Consider the following 15498-nt stretch of genomic DNA (forward strand, 5'->3'; position numbering starts at 1 on the left):
GCTATCGCTGGCAGCCAGCTCCCACAAAAAAACGTTATTGCGCTGCTGCATCCTGCTGCACGATCACCGTGCAGGTGGTGCCCGCTGCCAGCAGGAAACCGTCGGGGATTTCATCGATGTGGATACGCACCGGCACCCGCTGCGCCAGGCGCACCCAGTTGAATGTGGGGTTAACGTCAGCGACCAGCTCCCGGCTCTCGGGGTTGTCGCGGTCGTAGATGCCACGCGAGATGCTTTCGACATGCCCCTTCAATACTTCGCCGCTCATCATCTGCAGATCGGCTTTGTCACCCACGCGAATGTGCGGCAGTTTGGTTTCTTCGAAGAAGCCATAAACCCAGAACGAGTTCATGTCGATCACCGCCATTTTCGGATCACCGACCCGGGCATAGTCACCGCGGTGCACATTGAGGTTGGTCACGTAGCCGTCGACCGTAGCCAGGACCTTGGTGCGCTTGAGGTCAAGTTGCGCCGCGTCCAGCTGGGCCAGGGCGTGCTGGTAGTCGGCCAGTGCCGAGTCGGCAATGTTGCTGGCGTCGTCACGGTTTTCGCGCGAGATCACCATGCTGTCCATGTCTGCCCGGCGATGGGCGTTGACCTTGCGCATCTCCCAGGTGGCCTTGCGGGACGCCACCAGCGATTGCGCCTGCTTGACCACGATCTCGTAGTGCTCGGGGTCGATTTCCAGCAGTACGTCGCCCTTTTTCACCAACTGGTTGTCCTTGACCGGTACGCCAACCACGTACCCGTTAACGTCGGCGGCGACGTTGATAATATCGGCCCGTACCCGTCCATCACGGGTCCACGGGGTATTCATGTAATGCTCCCAGAGGGTGCGGCCGATCCATATCGCAAGGGCCAAAACCAGCAAGGTGGCAAGCAGGCTGAAGAACTTTTTCATCGGATCGGTCTCAACGGTAAACAGTGAGCGCCATGGCGCCAAAAAGACAAGCAAACAGGCTCAGGCGCAGCAGCGCCGGGTGCCAGAAGAAGCGATACAGGTCATAGCCGGAAAACAGTCTGTCAAAGGCCCACGCCAACCCCGCCGCGATAAAAAACATCAGGGTCATGCTGGGCATGTAGACGCCGTGGAAGGCGATTTCACGAGGCATTTTCAAGTCCTTGCTGCCGGGCATAGGCGGCCAGCGGCGATTGCGGATCAAGCAGTGAAGTACGGATAAAGTGCAGGTAGCTTTGCACCCGGACCAGCGCCGAAGTATCAAAGTTACGGGCGAACGGTTCATCGGTGGCCTGAACCCGGCTGATGGCGTGATCAACTGCGATCAGTGCACGTTCAAGGTTGCTGTTGCCCGGCGCAATGAACAGACGCACCAGCGCCCGACCCATGACCCGGATGGCCTGACGCCATGGCTGGGACTCGGCGTAAGCCGGGTGGATCGGCAAAATCGCCTGTTCCTTGCGCAGTTCGATAATCGCGTGGCCGATTTCCAGCACCACAAACATCCAGCGCAGCAAGTTGCGTTGCACCTGCGGATTGCCGGCTGCGAGGCCGTAAGCCTGGTGCATCAGGTCACGGGTGCGGCTCTCAAGGCTGGAGCTCAAACCGCGCAACTTGCCGCTGATGGCGTACACCACCTGCTCGCGCAGATCCTGCTCCAGACGGCTCCATAACCAGCGGCTGTTGGGCGGCAGAATAATCGCACCGGCTGCCGCGCAGACCAGCATGCCCAGCACCATCGCGATGTAGTCATTGATGAACTGGTAGGGGTTGTAAATGGTCAGGTTGTCCGGAACCGAGCCGGTGCTGAAAAAGATCAGCAAGCCCAGGCCGACCCCGGCGTACTTGGCCCGCGAGGTGAGGAACGAGCCAAATATGATCACCGGCGCCAGCACCAGGCACAGCAGCGGGAAACCGTCGATGCGGGGCAGCACGAAGAACATTTCGACAAAGCCCACCAGTGCACCGATAAAGGTGCCGCACGCCATCTGGAAAGCCATGCGTTTAGGGTTGGGGGTGGCCGCGGACAACCCCACGGTAGCGGCGGCAATCAGGGTCATGGTGGCGCCGCTGGGCCAGGCCGTCATCACCCAGTAGGTGCCGAGCACCACCAGAATGAACGCTGCCCGAATCCCCGAGGCGGCCGCTGACCACCAGTTGGTTTGCGAGATGAAGGGTTGGTCCCAATGCTCGCGCTCGTGGGTGTGGGCCACCAGCGAAGCGTGGGTCAACGCGTAGTTGTGCAGGTCGTCAACAAAGCGGAACAACAGTTCATAGGCGGTGTTGAAGTCCAGGAAGTCCGAAGGGCCCGGATCGGTTTCAAGAAAGCTCACCCGCAGTGCACGCACATGCCCCGGCAGGCCGGCCTTGAAGGCCTCCAGCTGCTCGGCCAGCAGCACCGCGTCCTTGTCCGTCAATGAGCGCCCGGCGTAGGTATCGAGCAACTGCGCGAGCAATTCCAGCTCCGGTTCGATGGCCGACACCACTTGCACCACACCGCGGCTGCGAAGACGCGCGAGCAATTGGTGCAGGGCATTGAAGCGGGTGGTGATGGCCATGAACTCACTGTTCAAACGACTCAAACGGCCACTGCGACGACGCATGTGCGGATCTTCGAACACGGTCACGCTGCGCATGCCTTCCAGGCCCACACTTTCGCTGATAAAGCGCATGTTGCTGTCTTCATAGGTCTCTTGCGAAGACTGGTTGCGCAGCCCCTGGGCCACGAAGCCGGCAAACACACCAAAGCGTTTATACAGCGCGTCATGCATGGCCGCGCCTGCGGTTTTAGGCAGGATGGCTGCACTGACAACGGTAGAGCAGAGGATGCCCAGGGAAATTTCCAGCACCCGCCAGACCGCGGCCATAAAGGCGCCATCGGGGTGGGCCAGCGCAGGCAGGCCGACCATTGCCGCGGTGTAACCGGCCAGGACAAAACCATAGGCCCGGAAGTTGCGGCAACGGGCCGCACCGGCCGAGCAGATACCGACCCAGATCGCCAGTGAGCCCAGGAACAATACGGTGTTCTGGGCAAACAAAGCGATCAGCGCAACCATTACCGCCGAGCCGGTCAGGGTGCCCAAAAACCGGTAAAAGCTTTTGGCAAACACCTGGCCACTTTGCGGTTGCATCACGATAAATACAGTGATCATCGCGGTGCGTGGCTGTGGCAGTTCAAGGCGCATGGCCAGCCACAGGGTCAAAAAGGCCGCGATCAATACTTTGAAAATATGGACCCAGGTCACGCCATCGCTGCGCGCCCAGTCATAAAAGCCACGGCGCCATTCCAGGGAATACAGCCAGCGTACCGGGGCGGGCAAGTGGTTCATTTACAGGCTCTCGGGGTTGAGCATCAATGTACAAACGGCGCCATGAGGGCTGGCGGTTTGTCGGGCACGTAACGATCTTGTTTCGGTACATCGCTGCCGGCACCAAGGCCGCCACCCAGCGCTGTCACCAACTCGGCATGGGCAACCAGGCGTGCGGCCTGGACCTGCTGTTGCACTTGCTGCTGACGAAACAGCAGGGTTTGTGCGTTGAGTACGTTGAGGTAATCGGTCAGGCCGCGCTGATAGGCGAGCATCGCGATGTCGTAGGTTTTTTGGGCAGCGCTAACCGATTCGGCGGCGAACACTTGCTGCTTGTCCATGGACTCGCGCTTGATCAACTGATCGGAAATACCCTTGAGCGCAGTCACCAGGGTCTGGTTGTACTTGGCGACGGCCATGTCATAGCCGCTTGCAGCCACACCCAGTTGCGAGCGCAGGCGACCGCCATCAAAGATCGGCAGCGAGATCGCCGGGCCGACGTTGTAGGTGAGTTTCTTCGCGCTCAGGAACTCCAGCGCGCCGCCCCCCGTAGCCATAAAGCCAAGGCTGGCGACCAGGTCGACGTTGGGGTAGAAGTCGGCATGCGCCACATCGATACCACGCGTCTGTGCGGCCACTTCCCAACGGCTGGCAACGACGTCCGGGCGCTGGCCCAGCAGTTCGGCCGGCAACGTGGAAGGCAGTTTGAGCGCGGTGTTTAATGCCATCACCGGGCGTTTGAGACGTGCGCCCTCGCCCGGACCTTTACCCGCCAGGGCAGCCAACTGGTTGCGCGTGAGGGCGATTTCTTCTTCCTGGGCGTCGATCTGGCGATGGATTTCGGGCAGCGGCGCTTGCGCCTGGCTGACTTCGAAATGCGTGCCGATACCGCCGTCCAGGCGTTTTTGCGCCAGATCGAGGATCTGCTCTTGCTGGTGCAAGGTCGACTCAATGATGTCGAGCTGAGCAAAGTGCAGCGACAACTGGATATAGGTGCGAATCACGTTGTTCTGCAATTCAAGTTGCGCCTGGCGCGCTTCGGCAACGCTCATGTGCGCCATGTCCACGGCCTGTTCGGTGTTGTTGCTGTCGCGGCCCCACAGATCGAGGGAAAAACTGAAGCCCAGGGCGGCGTTGTTGTCCCAGGTGGTGGCGTTGTCCAGCTCACCCGGACCGTAAAACTGGTCCGATGGCCAATTGTGACGTTTGAGCGTCGAGTCGCCATTGATCTGCAACGACTGCGCCGACTCGGCGATCCCGGCCATGGCTCTGGCCTGCCGCACACGGGCGGCGGCCATGGCCATGGTTGGACTACCCTGCACCGCAAGGCTGACCCAGTCATTCAATTGCGGATCGCCATAAGCGTGCCACCATTGAGCCTTGGGCCAGTTGGCGTCTTGCGCGGCGTTTTGAATGGCCTCGTCGGTGACCAGTGTATTAGCGGCGAGCATCGTGTCTTTTGGACCGATACCACCGAAGCTGATGCAGCCGTTTAATGCTAACGATAAAGCCAGAACACTGAGGGCTTTAAGCTCTCTGCTGATGCGACGTTGCACTGCTGCAAATACCTGAGGGTGATAGGAGGGATAAAACCGAAGAAGACAATTCTAGGCCCTGGCAGGTGCAGCGATAAGCTGGCATAAATGTGAATCTTTATTACCATTCTTGGGATAATCCCTTGGTCTTATGCAAACCTGCCAGTAAACGCTGAAACTTCGTGTCACAATTTGTCGCTGCTTGTTGTCGTTGCCCCTACTTGAGAGCACTCCATGGACACTTTGCAAAATATGCGCGCCTTCAGCTGCGTAGCCGAAGCCGGAAGTTTCACCGCCGCGGCTGCCATGCTGGATACCACCACTGCCAACGTCTCGCGCGCGGTCTCCAACCTTGAGGCCCACCTGCAAACCCGCTTGCTCAACCGCACCACTCGACGCATCGCCCTGACCGAAGCCGGCAAACGTTATTTGCTGCGCTGCGAACAGATCCTGGCCTATGTCGAAGAAGCTGAAGCCGAGGCCAGTGACGCTCACTCGCGCCCGGCCGGCCAGCTCAAGGTGCACACGATGACCGGCATCGGTCAGCACTATGTGATCGACGCCATCGCCCGTTATCGCAAGACTCACCCCGACGTAACGTTCGACCTGACCCTGGCCAACCGCGTGCCGGACTTGCTCAACGAGGGCTATGACGTGTCCATCGTGCTCGCCAGCGAGCTGCCGGATTCGGGGTTCGTGTCACAGCGTCTGGGCATCACCTACAGCATCGTCTGCGCATCGCCCGGCTATGTGAAAACCAACGGCACCGCGGACAAGCCCGGCGACCTGCTCAACCATGCCTGCCTGCGCCTGGTAAGCCCGGTGATCGCACTGGATAAATGGGTATTTGAAGGGCCGGAAGGTCAGGAGATGGTCGTGATCAACTCCTCGCCGTTTTTGGTCAACTCGGCCGATGCGATGAAAACCGCGATTACCAGCGGCATGGGCGTCGGCATATTGCCGGTGTACGCGGCCATCGAAGGCCTGCGCAACGGCACCCTGGTGCGCATGCTGCCCAAGTACCGCTCCCAGGAGCTGAACCTGTACGCCATCTACCCGTCGCGCCAGTACCTGGATGCGAAGATCAAAACCTGGGTGGAATACATGCGCGGTTCGTTACCCGAGATTCTGGCGGCGCATCAGACCGAGCTGGCGACCTATAGCTGACAGTCAAAACGATCTGGCTGGTGTGATGCCATCGCTGGCAAGCCAGCTCTCACAGGCTTGCTTCATGCCTGAAGGAATTGGCGGATGATCGGCGGGAATGTTAGCGTGCTTACATTCCCGACAGCCGATGAGTCTTGTTCAGATGAGCCTTTCCAGCACCAAGAAAACCGTACTTGCCTTCAGCCGTGTCACCCCCCAGATGGTCGAGCGCCTGCAACAGGATTTCAACGTCATCGTGCCTGACCCCAAGCTGGGCGATCTCAATGCCCAGTTCGATGAAGCTCTGCCCCATGCCCACGGTTTGATCGGCGTCGGCCGCAAACTGGGGCGCAAGCAACTGGAGAACGCCAGGCAGCTGGAGGTGGTCTCCAGTGTGTCGGTGGGTTACGACAACTACGATGTCGACTACTTCAACGAACGCGGGATCATGCTGACCAACACCCCGGACGTGCTCACCGAAAGCACCGCTGACCTGGGTTTCACCCTGATCATGAGCAGCGCCCGCCGGGTGGCGGAACTGGATGCATGGACCAAGGCCGGGCAATGGCAGGCCAGCGTGCCGCCTGCGTTGTTTGGCAGCGATGTACATGGCAAGACCCTGGGCATTGTGGGCATGGGCAATATCGGCGCGGCCATCGCCCGCCGTGGTCGCCTGGGGTTCAACATGCCCATCCTCTACAGCGGCAACAGCCGCAAGACTGCCGTTGAGCAAGAGCTGGGCGCGCAGTTTCGCAGCCTGGACCAGTTGCTGGCCGAAGCCGATTTTGTCTGCCTGGTAGTCCCGCTGAGCGAAAAAACCAGACACCTGATCAGCCGGCGCGAGCTGGGCCTGATGAAGAAAAGCGCGATTCTGGTGAACATCTCCCGCGGTCCGGTGGTGGATGAACCGGCGCTGATCGAAGCCCTGCAAAACGGCACGATTCGCGGCGCGGGGCTGGATGTGTACGAGAAAGAGCCGCTGGCAGAGTCACCGTTGTTTGCATTGAAAAACGCCGTGACCTTGCCGCACATTGGCTCGGCGACCCACGAGACCCGTGAAGCCATGGCCAATCGTGCTTTGGACAACCTGCGCAGCGCCCTGCTGGGCGAACGCCCACAGGATCTGGTTAACCCGCAGGTCTTTAAAGGCTGATACGGCACTGGTCTGCTGCTGATCTGATCTGATCCTGTAGGAGCGAGCTTGCTCGCGAGCTTTTTAAACAGCTCGCGAGCAAGCTCGCTCCTACAGGGTGTGCGGGGTTCAAGCCAGCTTTGCGGCCATTGGTACCGGCCGGGGTTTGCGAAACACCAGCACGTTGCCCAGCATCACCAGTACCAGCCCGGCCAAAGCCGGTGCCGTCCATTGGTAACCCTCGGCAAAGGCCGACACGTTGAGTGCCACCAGCGGAAACAATACCGTGCAATACGCCGCACGCTCCGGCCCCATGCGCCCGACCAGGGTCAGGTAAGCGGTAAAACCGATCACCGAACCCGGAATCACCAGATACAACAACGAGCCGATATAACGAGTGTTCCATTCCATGTTGAACGGGATGCCGCTGAACGCGCAGTACAGCGCCAGCATGCTGGCGCCATAGAGCATGCCCCAGGCGTTTGTGGTCAGCGGTTTGAGCCCGGCTTTTTGCTGCAGGCTCGAGAGCATGTTGCCCGCCGAAAAACACAGGGTACCAATCAATGCCAGGCCCAGACCGAGCAGGATTTGCGGGGTTGCGGTATGCCCGCTCAACTCCGGCCAGAACAGCAGCCCCAGCCCGAACAGGCCCAGCGCTGCGCCGGCGATCACGTTGCGGGCGATTTTCTGCTTGAAGAAGATCCGCGCGTTCAGGGCGTTCCATAGCGTGGCGGTGGAAAACACCACGGCGATCAAACCGGTGGTCACCCACTGACTGGCGGTCAGAAAACACATGAAGTTCACGCAGAACAAACACAAACCCTGTGCCAGGCAAATCAGATGCCCGCGCCGGTTCATGGTTTGCAGCCGCCGCGTCAGCAGCAATAACCCGAACAGCACCAGCGCCGCCAGGCCAAAGCGGTACACGATGGACACCGGAATCGCTACCACCCCCAATTGCAGCTTGAGGGCGATCCAGGTCGTGCCCCAGATCAACACGGTCAATAAGTACAGGGATAGGTTCATGGCAAGCTCCTGGAGTTGGCTTGCAGTCTGCGATGCAATGCCGGAGCGCACTTGCAGATTCTTGCGCTTTTGTGGGTTCGGGGCTGGCAGCGGTGATGCGACGGAGTAGGATGCAAAGCGTTGGAGTAATCACCATGTCTGCATTCGATACCCTGCAAGTTTTTCAATCCATGAGCCGCTCGCCCAATGCCCGTCTGGAGCACAGTGCCGAGCTCGGTGACGGCATGGCCGCAGCCTTGTGGACCAACCATCACGATGCCCGCGACTATCAAGCGCCGACTCACCACACCCTGTCGTGCTACATCTCGGGCGGCACCGGGACCTTTCGCCGGGAGCAACCGGGAGCAACGGGGGCGCCGGGCAAACTCTGCGTGCTGCCCGCCGATCATCAGTCGGCATGGGTGATCAATGGCGCCATTCGCCTGGCCCACGTGTATGTCAGCCAGGAGCAATTCGCTCTGGGTTGCGTGACCTTGCTCGACCGCGAACCTCGCGAGCTGCAGTTGCGCGAAATCACCTTTTTCGATGACGAGCAGCAAACCCGGCGTTTTCATCAATTGATCAACCTGAACTGGAACGAGCCCGGCGAACGGCTGCTGACCAGCAGCCTGGCCTGCGAGTTGCTCGATCATGCGTTGCTCAACCAGGTGGGCCTGCGCAGCGGGCTGCAGCTCAAGGGCGGGCTGGCGGCGTATCAACGGCGCCAGTTGGTGGACATGATTGAGCAGCAACTGGCCGAGCCGTTGAACATTGGCCAACTGGCCGCGCACTGCGCATTGTCGCCTTACCACTTTGCCCGCATGTTTCGCCAAAGCTTCGGCCTGCCGCCCCATCAATACTTGCTGGCGCGCCGCCTGGCGCGAGCCCGCGACTTGCTGCGCAATAGCGCGCTGGGGCTGGGTGATATTGCATTGGCCTGCGGTTTTGCCAGCGCCAGCCACTTCGCCAACCGGTTCAAGCAGACCGTGGGCGCGACGCCGGGGGAATATCGGGCGGCGTTCAGGCCTTGAAGCACATGAACCCCGCATAACCCTGCAGGAGCGAGCTTGCCTCGCGTGCTCTGTGTCATCCGCAAGATTGCTGAAGAGCTCGCGAGGCAAGCTCGCTCCTACCGGGGGGGGGCTGGTCAGAATTCCAGGGTGGTGGAGACGCTCACTTGCCGCGCATCACCCATGGAGACAAACATCCGGCTGGCCGCCGAGGTGTAGTACACGCGGTCGAAGAGGTTTTTGACGTTGAGCTGAACCTTGAGCTTTTGCCCTTCGACGTGGGTGTCGTAGGTGGCAAAGGCGTCGGCCACGGTGTACGACGGCAAGTCGAAATCGTTCAGGGCGTCGCCCGCACGTTCACCGACATAGCGCGCCCCGCCTCCGACCCGTAATTTGTCACCACCCACGATGCTGCCAAAGTCATAAACCGCCGACAGCGATCCGCTGTTTTTGGCCACGTTCTGCAAGCGCATGCCTTGATAAGTCGTGTCTTTGGTGACCTCGGCATCGGTGTAGGCGTAGCTGCCGATCAGGCTCCACTGCTCGCTCAACTGGCCGCTGACATCCAGTTCCAGACCGCGGGAGCTGACCTGGCCCGCTGTCGAGTAGAGGGTGTCATCCCCCACGGTGGTGGACACCAGGACGTTGCGCTTTTTGATGTCGAATAACGCCGCACTGGCGGTGATGCGCCCCGGGATATCCAGTTTGGCCCCCAGTTCCCAGGACTTGGACTGTTCCGGGGCGATGGCCGAGTCCAGCACCACGCCTCCGGTCAGGGGGGCAATGCTGGAGTTGGGTTTGAATGATTCGGTGTAGCTGCCGTAGAACGACAATTCATCGCTGTAGCGATACACCAGACCCGCACGCGGTATCCATTTGACGCCGTTGGTATCGGTGTTGGCCTTGAACGGGATGCCCTTGCCCGCGAGCTGGTCGTACTTCTGGAAACGGGCGCCGGCCACCAGAATCCATTGATCGGTCAGGTGGATGGAGTCTTGTGCGAACAGTGAATCACTGCGCAGCAAGTCAGTCTGGTTGCTGTCACTGGCGCTGACCGTGGTGCCCGCCACTTCGCGGCCATAAACCGGGTCGAGGTAGCTGAAGGGGTATTGGCTGTTCTGGCGAATCAGTTCGGCGCGATAGATTTTGCGGTACTCGTCATCCAGCCCGAACACCAGATCATGCTGCATGCCCGCAGCCTGGACCTTGCCTTGCAGGCTGACCGTGGAGAAGCGGTCAGTGGTGATGGCGCCCCGGGTACCGTCCATTTTGCGAGTCAGGGTGCCGGTAGACGGGTCGACGGCGGTCACGCGAACCTGGCTGGCGTCGTAGGTTTCGCGGCTCCAGCTGTAGCCGAAATGGGCTTTCCAGTCGTCGTTGAGGTCGTGATCGACTTCAAGGCGGTACAGGTCAGAGCGCCCTTCCATGTTGTTGAACGGTTCGTCGAGACGACGTGTGGCCGGGATATCCAGCGGGTGGTTGGTGGCCGGGTTGATCGCCGTGCCCCGGTCAAAGGGGGTCAGAAACTCGCGGTGTTCGTAGGCCAGCAGCACTTGGGTGTTATCGCCGTACCAGGCCAGAGACGGCGCAATCAGGGTCTCGCGGTGCAGGCCAAAGTTGCGCCAGTAATCTTCATCGTCATGATCGATGATCATCCGGTACGCCAGCCCCGAATCACCCAGCGCGCCGGTGCTGTCCAGCGTCCCGCCGCTACCGTTTTTGCCTGCACCGTAGCTGGAGCCTTTTACGGTCAGTGCGTTGTACTGCTCCAGTTGCGGCTTTTTGCTGACCACGTTGACGACACCGCCCGGGTCCTGGATTCCATAGAGCAAGGACGCCGGCCCCTTGAGCACTTCGACCCGTTCGGTGGCCGCATTCAGCGCCCTGCCCTGCACCAGCGGCATGCCATCGCGCATGATCGAGCCGTCACGGTTGTCGCCAAAGCCGCGTTTCATCACCGAGTCCTGGGTACCGCCCAGGGTGTTGCCCTGGGTGATACCGCTGATGTTAGTCAGCGCATCGTCCAGATTGCGCGGAGTCTGGTCGCGGATGACCTGGGCGGCGACCACGTTGATGGTCTGCGGGATCTCCATCGACGTGCCCGTGCCGCGCATCACCGAGGTGCTGGCCGGGGGCTGATAGCTTGTGTCACTGACGGCCTGCGAGGTGATGCTGGTGGCCCCCAGGCTGAGGGTGCCGGCCTCGGGCCGGGGCTCGAGGGCAAAGGTGTTGGCATCGGTACGGCGGGCATTGAAGCCCGTTTGCGCGAGCATCCGTTGCAAGGCCTGGTCGGCAGGCATGCGGCCCTTGATCGCCGGGGCTTGCAGGCCCAGGGGGGCTTCGTCGGTGTAGACCACGCTGAAGCCGGTCAGGCGGCTGAAGTCGTTGAGGGCCCGGGGCAGCGGCTCGGCGGGAAGATTGAAATCAAACAGAGCACCGGTTTGCTGCGCAGTGGCCTCGGCGGCCATGGCGACAGACAAAGGCGTTAACACCAGACCGGCCATCAAAGCCGAAACGCTCAACCACTGTTTAACCGAACCGCCTGCCGCTGACGTGGACTTCATGCTCATGACCTGTGTGCCAACCTGATACGGAATGCGAATTTTTCGCATTTTCAAGCACTACACGGATGGACCCGGGGTTTACCTCATACCTTGATTGAAAATAATTTCCTGTGGGAGCTGGCTTGCCAGCGATTGCTTCAGCCAAACCGGGGCGGTTGAATCGCTGGCAAGCCAGCTCCCACGATCAATGAACAGGTATGAAACTCAACGCAACACGATCACCCGTCCAAACAAGGTGTGCTGTTCAAACCCGAGCACGCCTTGCAGGGAGGCAAGCACTGCTTGCGGGTCCTGGCTGGGGAAGCTGGCGCTGATGCGGCGTGAGCCCAGCTGGCTATTGAGCAGCACGATTTGCCCGGGGTAGTAGCGCCTCAGATCGGCCACCACATCGGCCAGCGGCGTCTTGTAGTAGCCCAGCCAGCCGCTGCGCCACGCCAGTCGGGCCTGACTGTCGACCTGTTGCACCGCGTCGCTCACGGCACCATCGGCATAGGCCACTTGCTGGTCCGCCGTAAGAATCTGCTGTGGCGCGTGCTCGCCCGCCTTGACCCCTACCCGCCCGGATAACACGGTGACTTGCGCGCCCGCAGGCTGCAGACGCACTTCAAATTCAGTGCCCAACACCCGCGCTTCGCCGCCACTGGCATCGACCACAAACGGCTCGCCGGTATGGGTGACGTGGAAAAACGCCACCCCGCGACGCAGTTCGACATGGCGTTCACCGCCGCTGAAATTCACCGCAATGGCACTGTCGGCATCCAGCGTGACCCGGGATTGATCGGCCAGGGTCACGGTGCGTACCTGCCCCGGCGCACTGACGTAATCGGCGCCCAGATCATTGAACCAGCGCATGGGCTGCCAGCCCGCAAATACGCCAACCATCAACAGCAGGCACGCCGCAACGGCCAGCCCGCTGGACCAGTACCTCACTGTGCTGCGCCGCGAAACCTTCATCGCCGACAAGTAACGGTGCAATGTCAGCGCCTCTTCGTGCGCCAAGGTGCTGCCCGCCACTTCGCTCAACTCCCATATCACTTGCGCCCGGGCGTAGGCTTCAGCGTGGGCAGGATCGGCCTGCAGCCAACGGCTGAAGGTGGCCTGGTCACCGCTGTCGGGCTGATCGTGCAACACGGCGAGCCACGCCAGCGCAGTGCGTTCCTGTTCGTCAGTGACCGGGACAACCGCACGATTGATCACGGTGCGGTCCCTGCTGGCGGCTCACGCAAACTGGCTTTGCAGGCCTCGAGGGCGCGCATCATGTGTTTTTCGACGGCACTTTGCGACACGCCCATGACCCTGGCGATGTCGGCGTAGGTACGACCGTGAATCCGGTTGAGCAAAAAAATATGCCGGGTGCGCTCGGGCAAGCCACGCAAGGCAGCCTCGACCTGGCGCAGGTCATTGCCCGCCTCCAGTGCCGCCTGGGGCTCGCAGCTTCGGGCGTCCGGCTCGGGCTGCCAGTGCTGATTGACCCGCCCGCGAGCGCCTTCGCTGCGCAGATGGTCAATGGCGATGTTGCCCGCGCTGCGCAGCAAGTAAGTGCTGAGTTCTTCGACCTGCACCAGCGGTCTGCGCCAAAAACGCAGGAACAAGTCCTGAACCAGATCGGCGGCCGTAGCCCGGCATCCGACACGGCGGCTGACCAGTGCTTCCATTTGTAAACGCTGAGATAAAAACACCTGCAGAAAATGCGCTCGCCCATGACGGGTTTCACTGCCGGGGCCTTCATTGAGTTCGGGAGAGGTCATGGGAATCGGTATGCAGGCTGCAAAGGAAAGCGATACTAATGATAAATATTCTCATATGCAAAATTAGAAGCCAGAGCCTGACCAAATCCCTGTAGGCGCGAGCTTTTAACCATGATTACAAACGGCTCGCGAGCAAGCTCGCGCCTGCAGAGTGGTGCTCTTTACATAATCTGAGCCGGCGAGCCGCCTCCCGACTTCTGTCGCATTTGGATATAAATCGACCATAGCCTGCACACGCGGGGTTGTCCGTCTCATCAAAGACTGACGCCGGTCACGGCTGGGGAGGCTTCCTGAAAATAGTGCTTGAAATATTTGTTCATCGGCCCAAACACTGTAACTGAGCGATGACGATGAACCTTTGAATGCACGAGGCCGTCAGACCTCACACGAGCACGCTATATAAGGGAAGAATTATGCAAACTGAAGTCTTTTCCGATAAGAACATCGCCGTTGACGTACGTACCCAGAACTGGGTAACAGCGACAGTTGAAGTTACGCTCGAACGTCATTTGGAAGACCTGACTCGAGTCATCGTGCATGTCACCGATGAGAACGGTGGCAAGTCAGGTACTAAAGACAAACGTTGCAAAATGGAGGCTCGACCTAAAGGACACCAGCCATTTCTCGTCTCCCACGACGCTGACTCCCTGACAGAAGCGGTAGAAGGTGCCGCGACAAAACTGGAGCACAAGCTGGAACACCTGTTCGGCAAACTGCGTGGAAAGCACACCCCTAAACTGGCCGTTGAAGGCTTTGAAGAAAAAGAACCAAAACAGAGTGCTGACGATTTGCTTGAAGAAGAGTTTTTGGAAAAAGAAAAAGAACTCGATAAAATCAGCTGATTGAGCGTCCAGAACGCACTAAAAAAGGCGGGCTTACTTCGGTAAGCCCGCCTTTTTTATGGTTTGAAGAAAGCGCAGTGACCCACATCTGTGGGAGCCAGGCTTGCCGGCGACGCCATTTAACGGCCAGCCCCCACCGATTCAATCGCAGGGAAAGCGGCCTGCTGCTGCAGACTTTCGGTCCGAACTACAACTCGCCCTTCTCCACTTCCGGGTGTTCACTCGAGCCGGCCCCGGTCTTGCGACGCGGGTTCTCGATCTTCACCGACGGGAACTGCGACGAGGCATAGCGCACCACCAGAATCGCCAGCGCCAGCAACAGAATGGCTCCGGTCAGGTATACCACCCCCATGTCCGGCGGGTTGTGATGCGAGACATTGGAAATCAGCAAACGGGTCAGGGCCGTTATCGCCACATAAATCAGGAAGCGCACCGGCATGTGGTTGGTCTTGAAGTAAATCCCGACCATGGCGCCCAATTCGAGGTAGATGAACAGCAGCAGAATGTCATCGATAGAGATATTGCCCTTCTCCACCATCTGCAAAAATTCCATCACCGCCGCCCAGGCAGTGACGGCACCAATGGCAAACAACGCCATGTAGTGGAAGGTTTCGACGAACAGATTGCCCATCGATTCAGCCAGTTCATGAACCTGGCGACGTAGCTTCTCAGCTTTGTTAACTCTCACGATGCAGCTCCTTGAATCGACTCGAACGGATCATCCGCGATGCTCATGACACTTTCTGCATGCAGAAAAAAGGCCAGGCATGGCCAGTAAGATGATGGCCGACGGCTATTAGACACTTCAGACACCCGTTGCGCACACCAATTGCGGCTAGAGTAAAAAAGCCGCTATTCAAATCCCGGGGATTGGCTTATTCTTTTAGCTGTATATAAATACAGTAATCGTTAGATAATTTACGTGAAGGCATATGAGGTGGTAAATGGCCGTCGAAGTGGTATACCGCAGCAGCCGAGATCTGGAGCGTTTGTTCATGGATAAAGCCGAAGCTGACCGTCATGACAAAATGCTGGAACTTGCAGAGTTGCTGGCTGAAGTGTTGCAAAAGGCTGTGCCGTCACTGAGCGAGCAGCAAGTCGAAGAAGCCGGTATCTACATGGCGAAAAACCGCGATGTGTTTGCCAAGGCATTCAAGAGCCAGCCGGACGCCCTGTCCGAACTGCTGGTCGAGAGCGAGTAATTGCACCGGGTGCTCGCTTGACTCTCCCCCTTGGGGCAGACCCTATC

At 59.6% G+C, this 15498-nt stretch carries 14 protein-coding genes; 5 read left to right on the forward strand and 9 right to left on the reverse strand.

Features of this window, described 5'->3' with window-relative positions; translation table 11 throughout:
* Window positions 1–34 precede the first annotated feature (34 nt).
* The 4 genes from AOC04_RS15825 to AOC04_RS15840 are packed head-to-tail and all read right to left on the reverse strand — an operon-like array spanning window position 35 to window position 4823.
* Complete coding sequence (locus AOC04_RS15825) at window positions 35–901, reverse strand: efflux RND transporter periplasmic adaptor subunit (protein WP_060694985.1); 867 nt, start codon at window positions 899–901, stop codon at window positions 35–37.
* Window positions 902–911: 10 nt separating this feature from the next.
* Complete coding sequence (locus tag AOC04_RS15830) at window positions 912–1112, reverse strand: DUF1656 domain-containing protein (protein WP_060694986.1); 201 nt, start codon at window positions 1110–1112, stop codon at window positions 912–914.
* Window positions 1102–3288: an FUSC family protein gene (locus tag AOC04_RS15835; protein ID WP_060694988.1), complete on the reverse strand. Its 2187-nt coding sequence runs from the start codon at window positions 3286–3288 to the stop codon at window positions 1102–1104. The genes AOC04_RS15830 and AOC04_RS15835 overlap by 11 nt, the downstream gene beginning before the upstream one ends.
* Before the next feature lie 23 nt (window positions 3289–3311).
* Window positions 3312–4823, reverse strand: coding sequence for an efflux transporter outer membrane subunit (locus tag AOC04_RS15840; protein ID WP_060694990.1), 1512 nt, complete (start codon window positions 4821–4823; stop codon window positions 3312–3314).
* Between the two features lie 213 nt (window positions 4824–5036).
* On the opposite strand from AOC04_RS15840, the gene AOC04_RS15845 reads away from it, so the two are divergent.
* Together AOC04_RS15845 and AOC04_RS15850 are read left to right on the forward strand one after the other, a co-directional pair.
* Complete coding sequence (locus AOC04_RS15845) at window positions 5037–5969, forward strand: LysR family transcriptional regulator (protein WP_060694992.1); 933 nt, start codon at window positions 5037–5039, stop codon at window positions 5967–5969.
* 142 nt (window positions 5970–6111) lie between these two features.
* Window positions 6112–7101, forward strand: coding sequence for a 2-hydroxyacid dehydrogenase (locus AOC04_RS15850; protein WP_060694995.1), 990 nt, complete (start codon window positions 6112–6114; stop codon window positions 7099–7101).
* A 108-nt stretch (window positions 7102–7209) separates the two neighbouring features.
* Here AOC04_RS15850 and AOC04_RS15855 read toward each other — a convergent pair whose 3' ends face one another.
* Window positions 7210–8106 carry a DMT family transporter gene (locus tag AOC04_RS15855; RefSeq protein WP_060694997.1) on the reverse strand — a complete coding sequence of 299 codons (897 nt, stop codon included), beginning with the start codon at window positions 8104–8106 and terminating at the stop codon, window positions 7210–7212.
* A gap of 134 nt (window positions 8107–8240) precedes the next feature.
* Between AOC04_RS15855 and AOC04_RS15860 the strand changes: the two genes are divergently transcribed.
* Window positions 8241–9116: a helix-turn-helix domain-containing protein gene (locus AOC04_RS15860; RefSeq protein ID WP_060695000.1), complete on the forward strand. Its 876-nt coding sequence runs from the start codon at window positions 8241–8243 to the stop codon at window positions 9114–9116.
* Between the two features lie 116 nt (window positions 9117–9232).
* Here the strand turns inward: AOC04_RS15860 and AOC04_RS15865 are convergent, their stop codons facing one another.
* The 3 genes from AOC04_RS15865 to AOC04_RS15875 all read right to left on the reverse strand — a co-directional run bounded on the left by AOC04_RS15865 (window position 9233) and on the right by AOC04_RS15875 (window position 13407).
* Complete coding sequence (locus AOC04_RS15865; protein WP_060696968.1) at window positions 9233–11659, reverse strand: TonB-dependent siderophore receptor; 2427 nt, start codon at window positions 11657–11659, stop codon at window positions 9233–9235.
* A gap of 204 nt (window positions 11660–11863) precedes the next feature.
* On the reverse strand, window positions 11864–12856 hold the full coding sequence (locus AOC04_RS15870) for a FecR family protein (protein ID WP_060695003.1): 993 nt from the start codon (window positions 12854–12856) through the stop codon (window positions 11864–11866).
* The gene (locus AOC04_RS15875) at window positions 12853–13407 is read right to left on the reverse strand and encodes an RNA polymerase sigma factor (RefSeq protein WP_060695005.1); all 555 of its coding nucleotides are present in this window, start codon (window positions 13405–13407) and stop codon (window positions 12853–12855) included. The genes AOC04_RS15870 and AOC04_RS15875 overlap by 4 nt, the downstream gene beginning before the upstream one ends.
* A 413-nt stretch (window positions 13408–13820) precedes the next feature.
* On the opposite strand from AOC04_RS15875, the gene AOC04_RS15880 reads away from it, so the two are divergent.
* Window positions 13821–14249, forward strand: a complete 429-nt coding sequence (locus AOC04_RS15880) for an HPF/RaiA family ribosome-associated protein (protein ID WP_060695006.1) — start codon at window positions 13821–13823, stop codon at window positions 14247–14249.
* A 187-nt stretch (window positions 14250–14436) separates the two neighbouring features.
* On the opposite strand, the gene AOC04_RS15885 is transcribed toward AOC04_RS15880, so the two are convergent.
* Complete coding sequence (locus tag AOC04_RS15885) at window positions 14437–14937, reverse strand: phosphate-starvation-inducible protein PsiE (protein WP_060695008.1); 501 nt, start codon at window positions 14935–14937, stop codon at window positions 14437–14439.
* Window positions 14938–15193: 256 nt separating this feature from the next.
* On the opposite strand from AOC04_RS15885, the gene AOC04_RS15890 reads away from it, so the two are divergent.
* Complete coding sequence (locus tag AOC04_RS15890; RefSeq protein ID WP_003439988.1) at window positions 15194–15451, forward strand: YebG family protein; 258 nt, start codon at window positions 15194–15196, stop codon at window positions 15449–15451.
* The last annotated feature ends 47 nt before the right edge of the window (window positions 15452–15498 follow it).

Source organism: Pseudomonas versuta, from assembly GCF_001294575.1.
GTDB classification, from domain to species: Bacteria; Pseudomonadota; Gammaproteobacteria; order Pseudomonadales; family Pseudomonadaceae; genus Aquipseudomonas; species Aquipseudomonas versuta.

Coding starts and splice junctions, on each gene's coding strand:
- AOC04_RS15890 (WP_003439988.1), top strand. CDS start 15,194: ATGGCCGTCGAAGTGGTATACCGCAGCAGCCGAGATCTGGAGCGTTTG.
- AOC04_RS15845 (WP_060694992.1), top strand. CDS start 5,037: ATGGACACTTTGCAAAATATGCGCGCCTTCAGCTGCGTAGCCGAAGCC.
- AOC04_RS15860 (WP_060695000.1), top strand. CDS start 8,241: ATGTCTGCATTCGATACCCTGCAAGTTTTTCAATCCATGAGCCGCTCG.
- AOC04_RS15880 (WP_060695006.1), top strand. CDS start 13,821: ATGCAAACTGAAGTCTTTTCCGATAAGAACATCGCCGTTGACGTACGT.
- AOC04_RS15855 (WP_060694997.1), bottom strand. CDS start 8,106: ATGAACCTATCCCTGTACTTATTGACCGTGTTGATCTGGGGCACGACC.
- AOC04_RS15865 (WP_060696968.1), bottom strand. CDS start 11,659: ATGAAGTCCACGTCAGCGGCAGGCGGTTCGGTTAAACAGTGGTTGAGC.
- AOC04_RS15850 (WP_060694995.1), top strand. CDS start 6,112: ATGAGCCTTTCCAGCACCAAGAAAACCGTACTTGCCTTCAGCCGTGTC.
- AOC04_RS15825 (WP_060694985.1), bottom strand. CDS start 901: ATGAAAAAGTTCTTCAGCCTGCTTGCCACCTTGCTGGTTTTGGCCCTT.
- AOC04_RS15875 (WP_060695005.1), bottom strand. CDS start 13,407: ATGACCTCTCCCGAACTCAATGAAGGCCCCGGCAGTGAAACCCGTCAT.
- AOC04_RS15830 (WP_060694986.1), bottom strand. CDS start 1,112: ATGCCTCGTGAAATCGCCTTCCACGGCGTCTACATGCCCAGCATGACC.
- AOC04_RS15835 (WP_060694988.1), bottom strand. CDS start 3,288: ATGAACCACTTGCCCGCCCCGGTACGCTGGCTGTATTCCCTGGAATGG.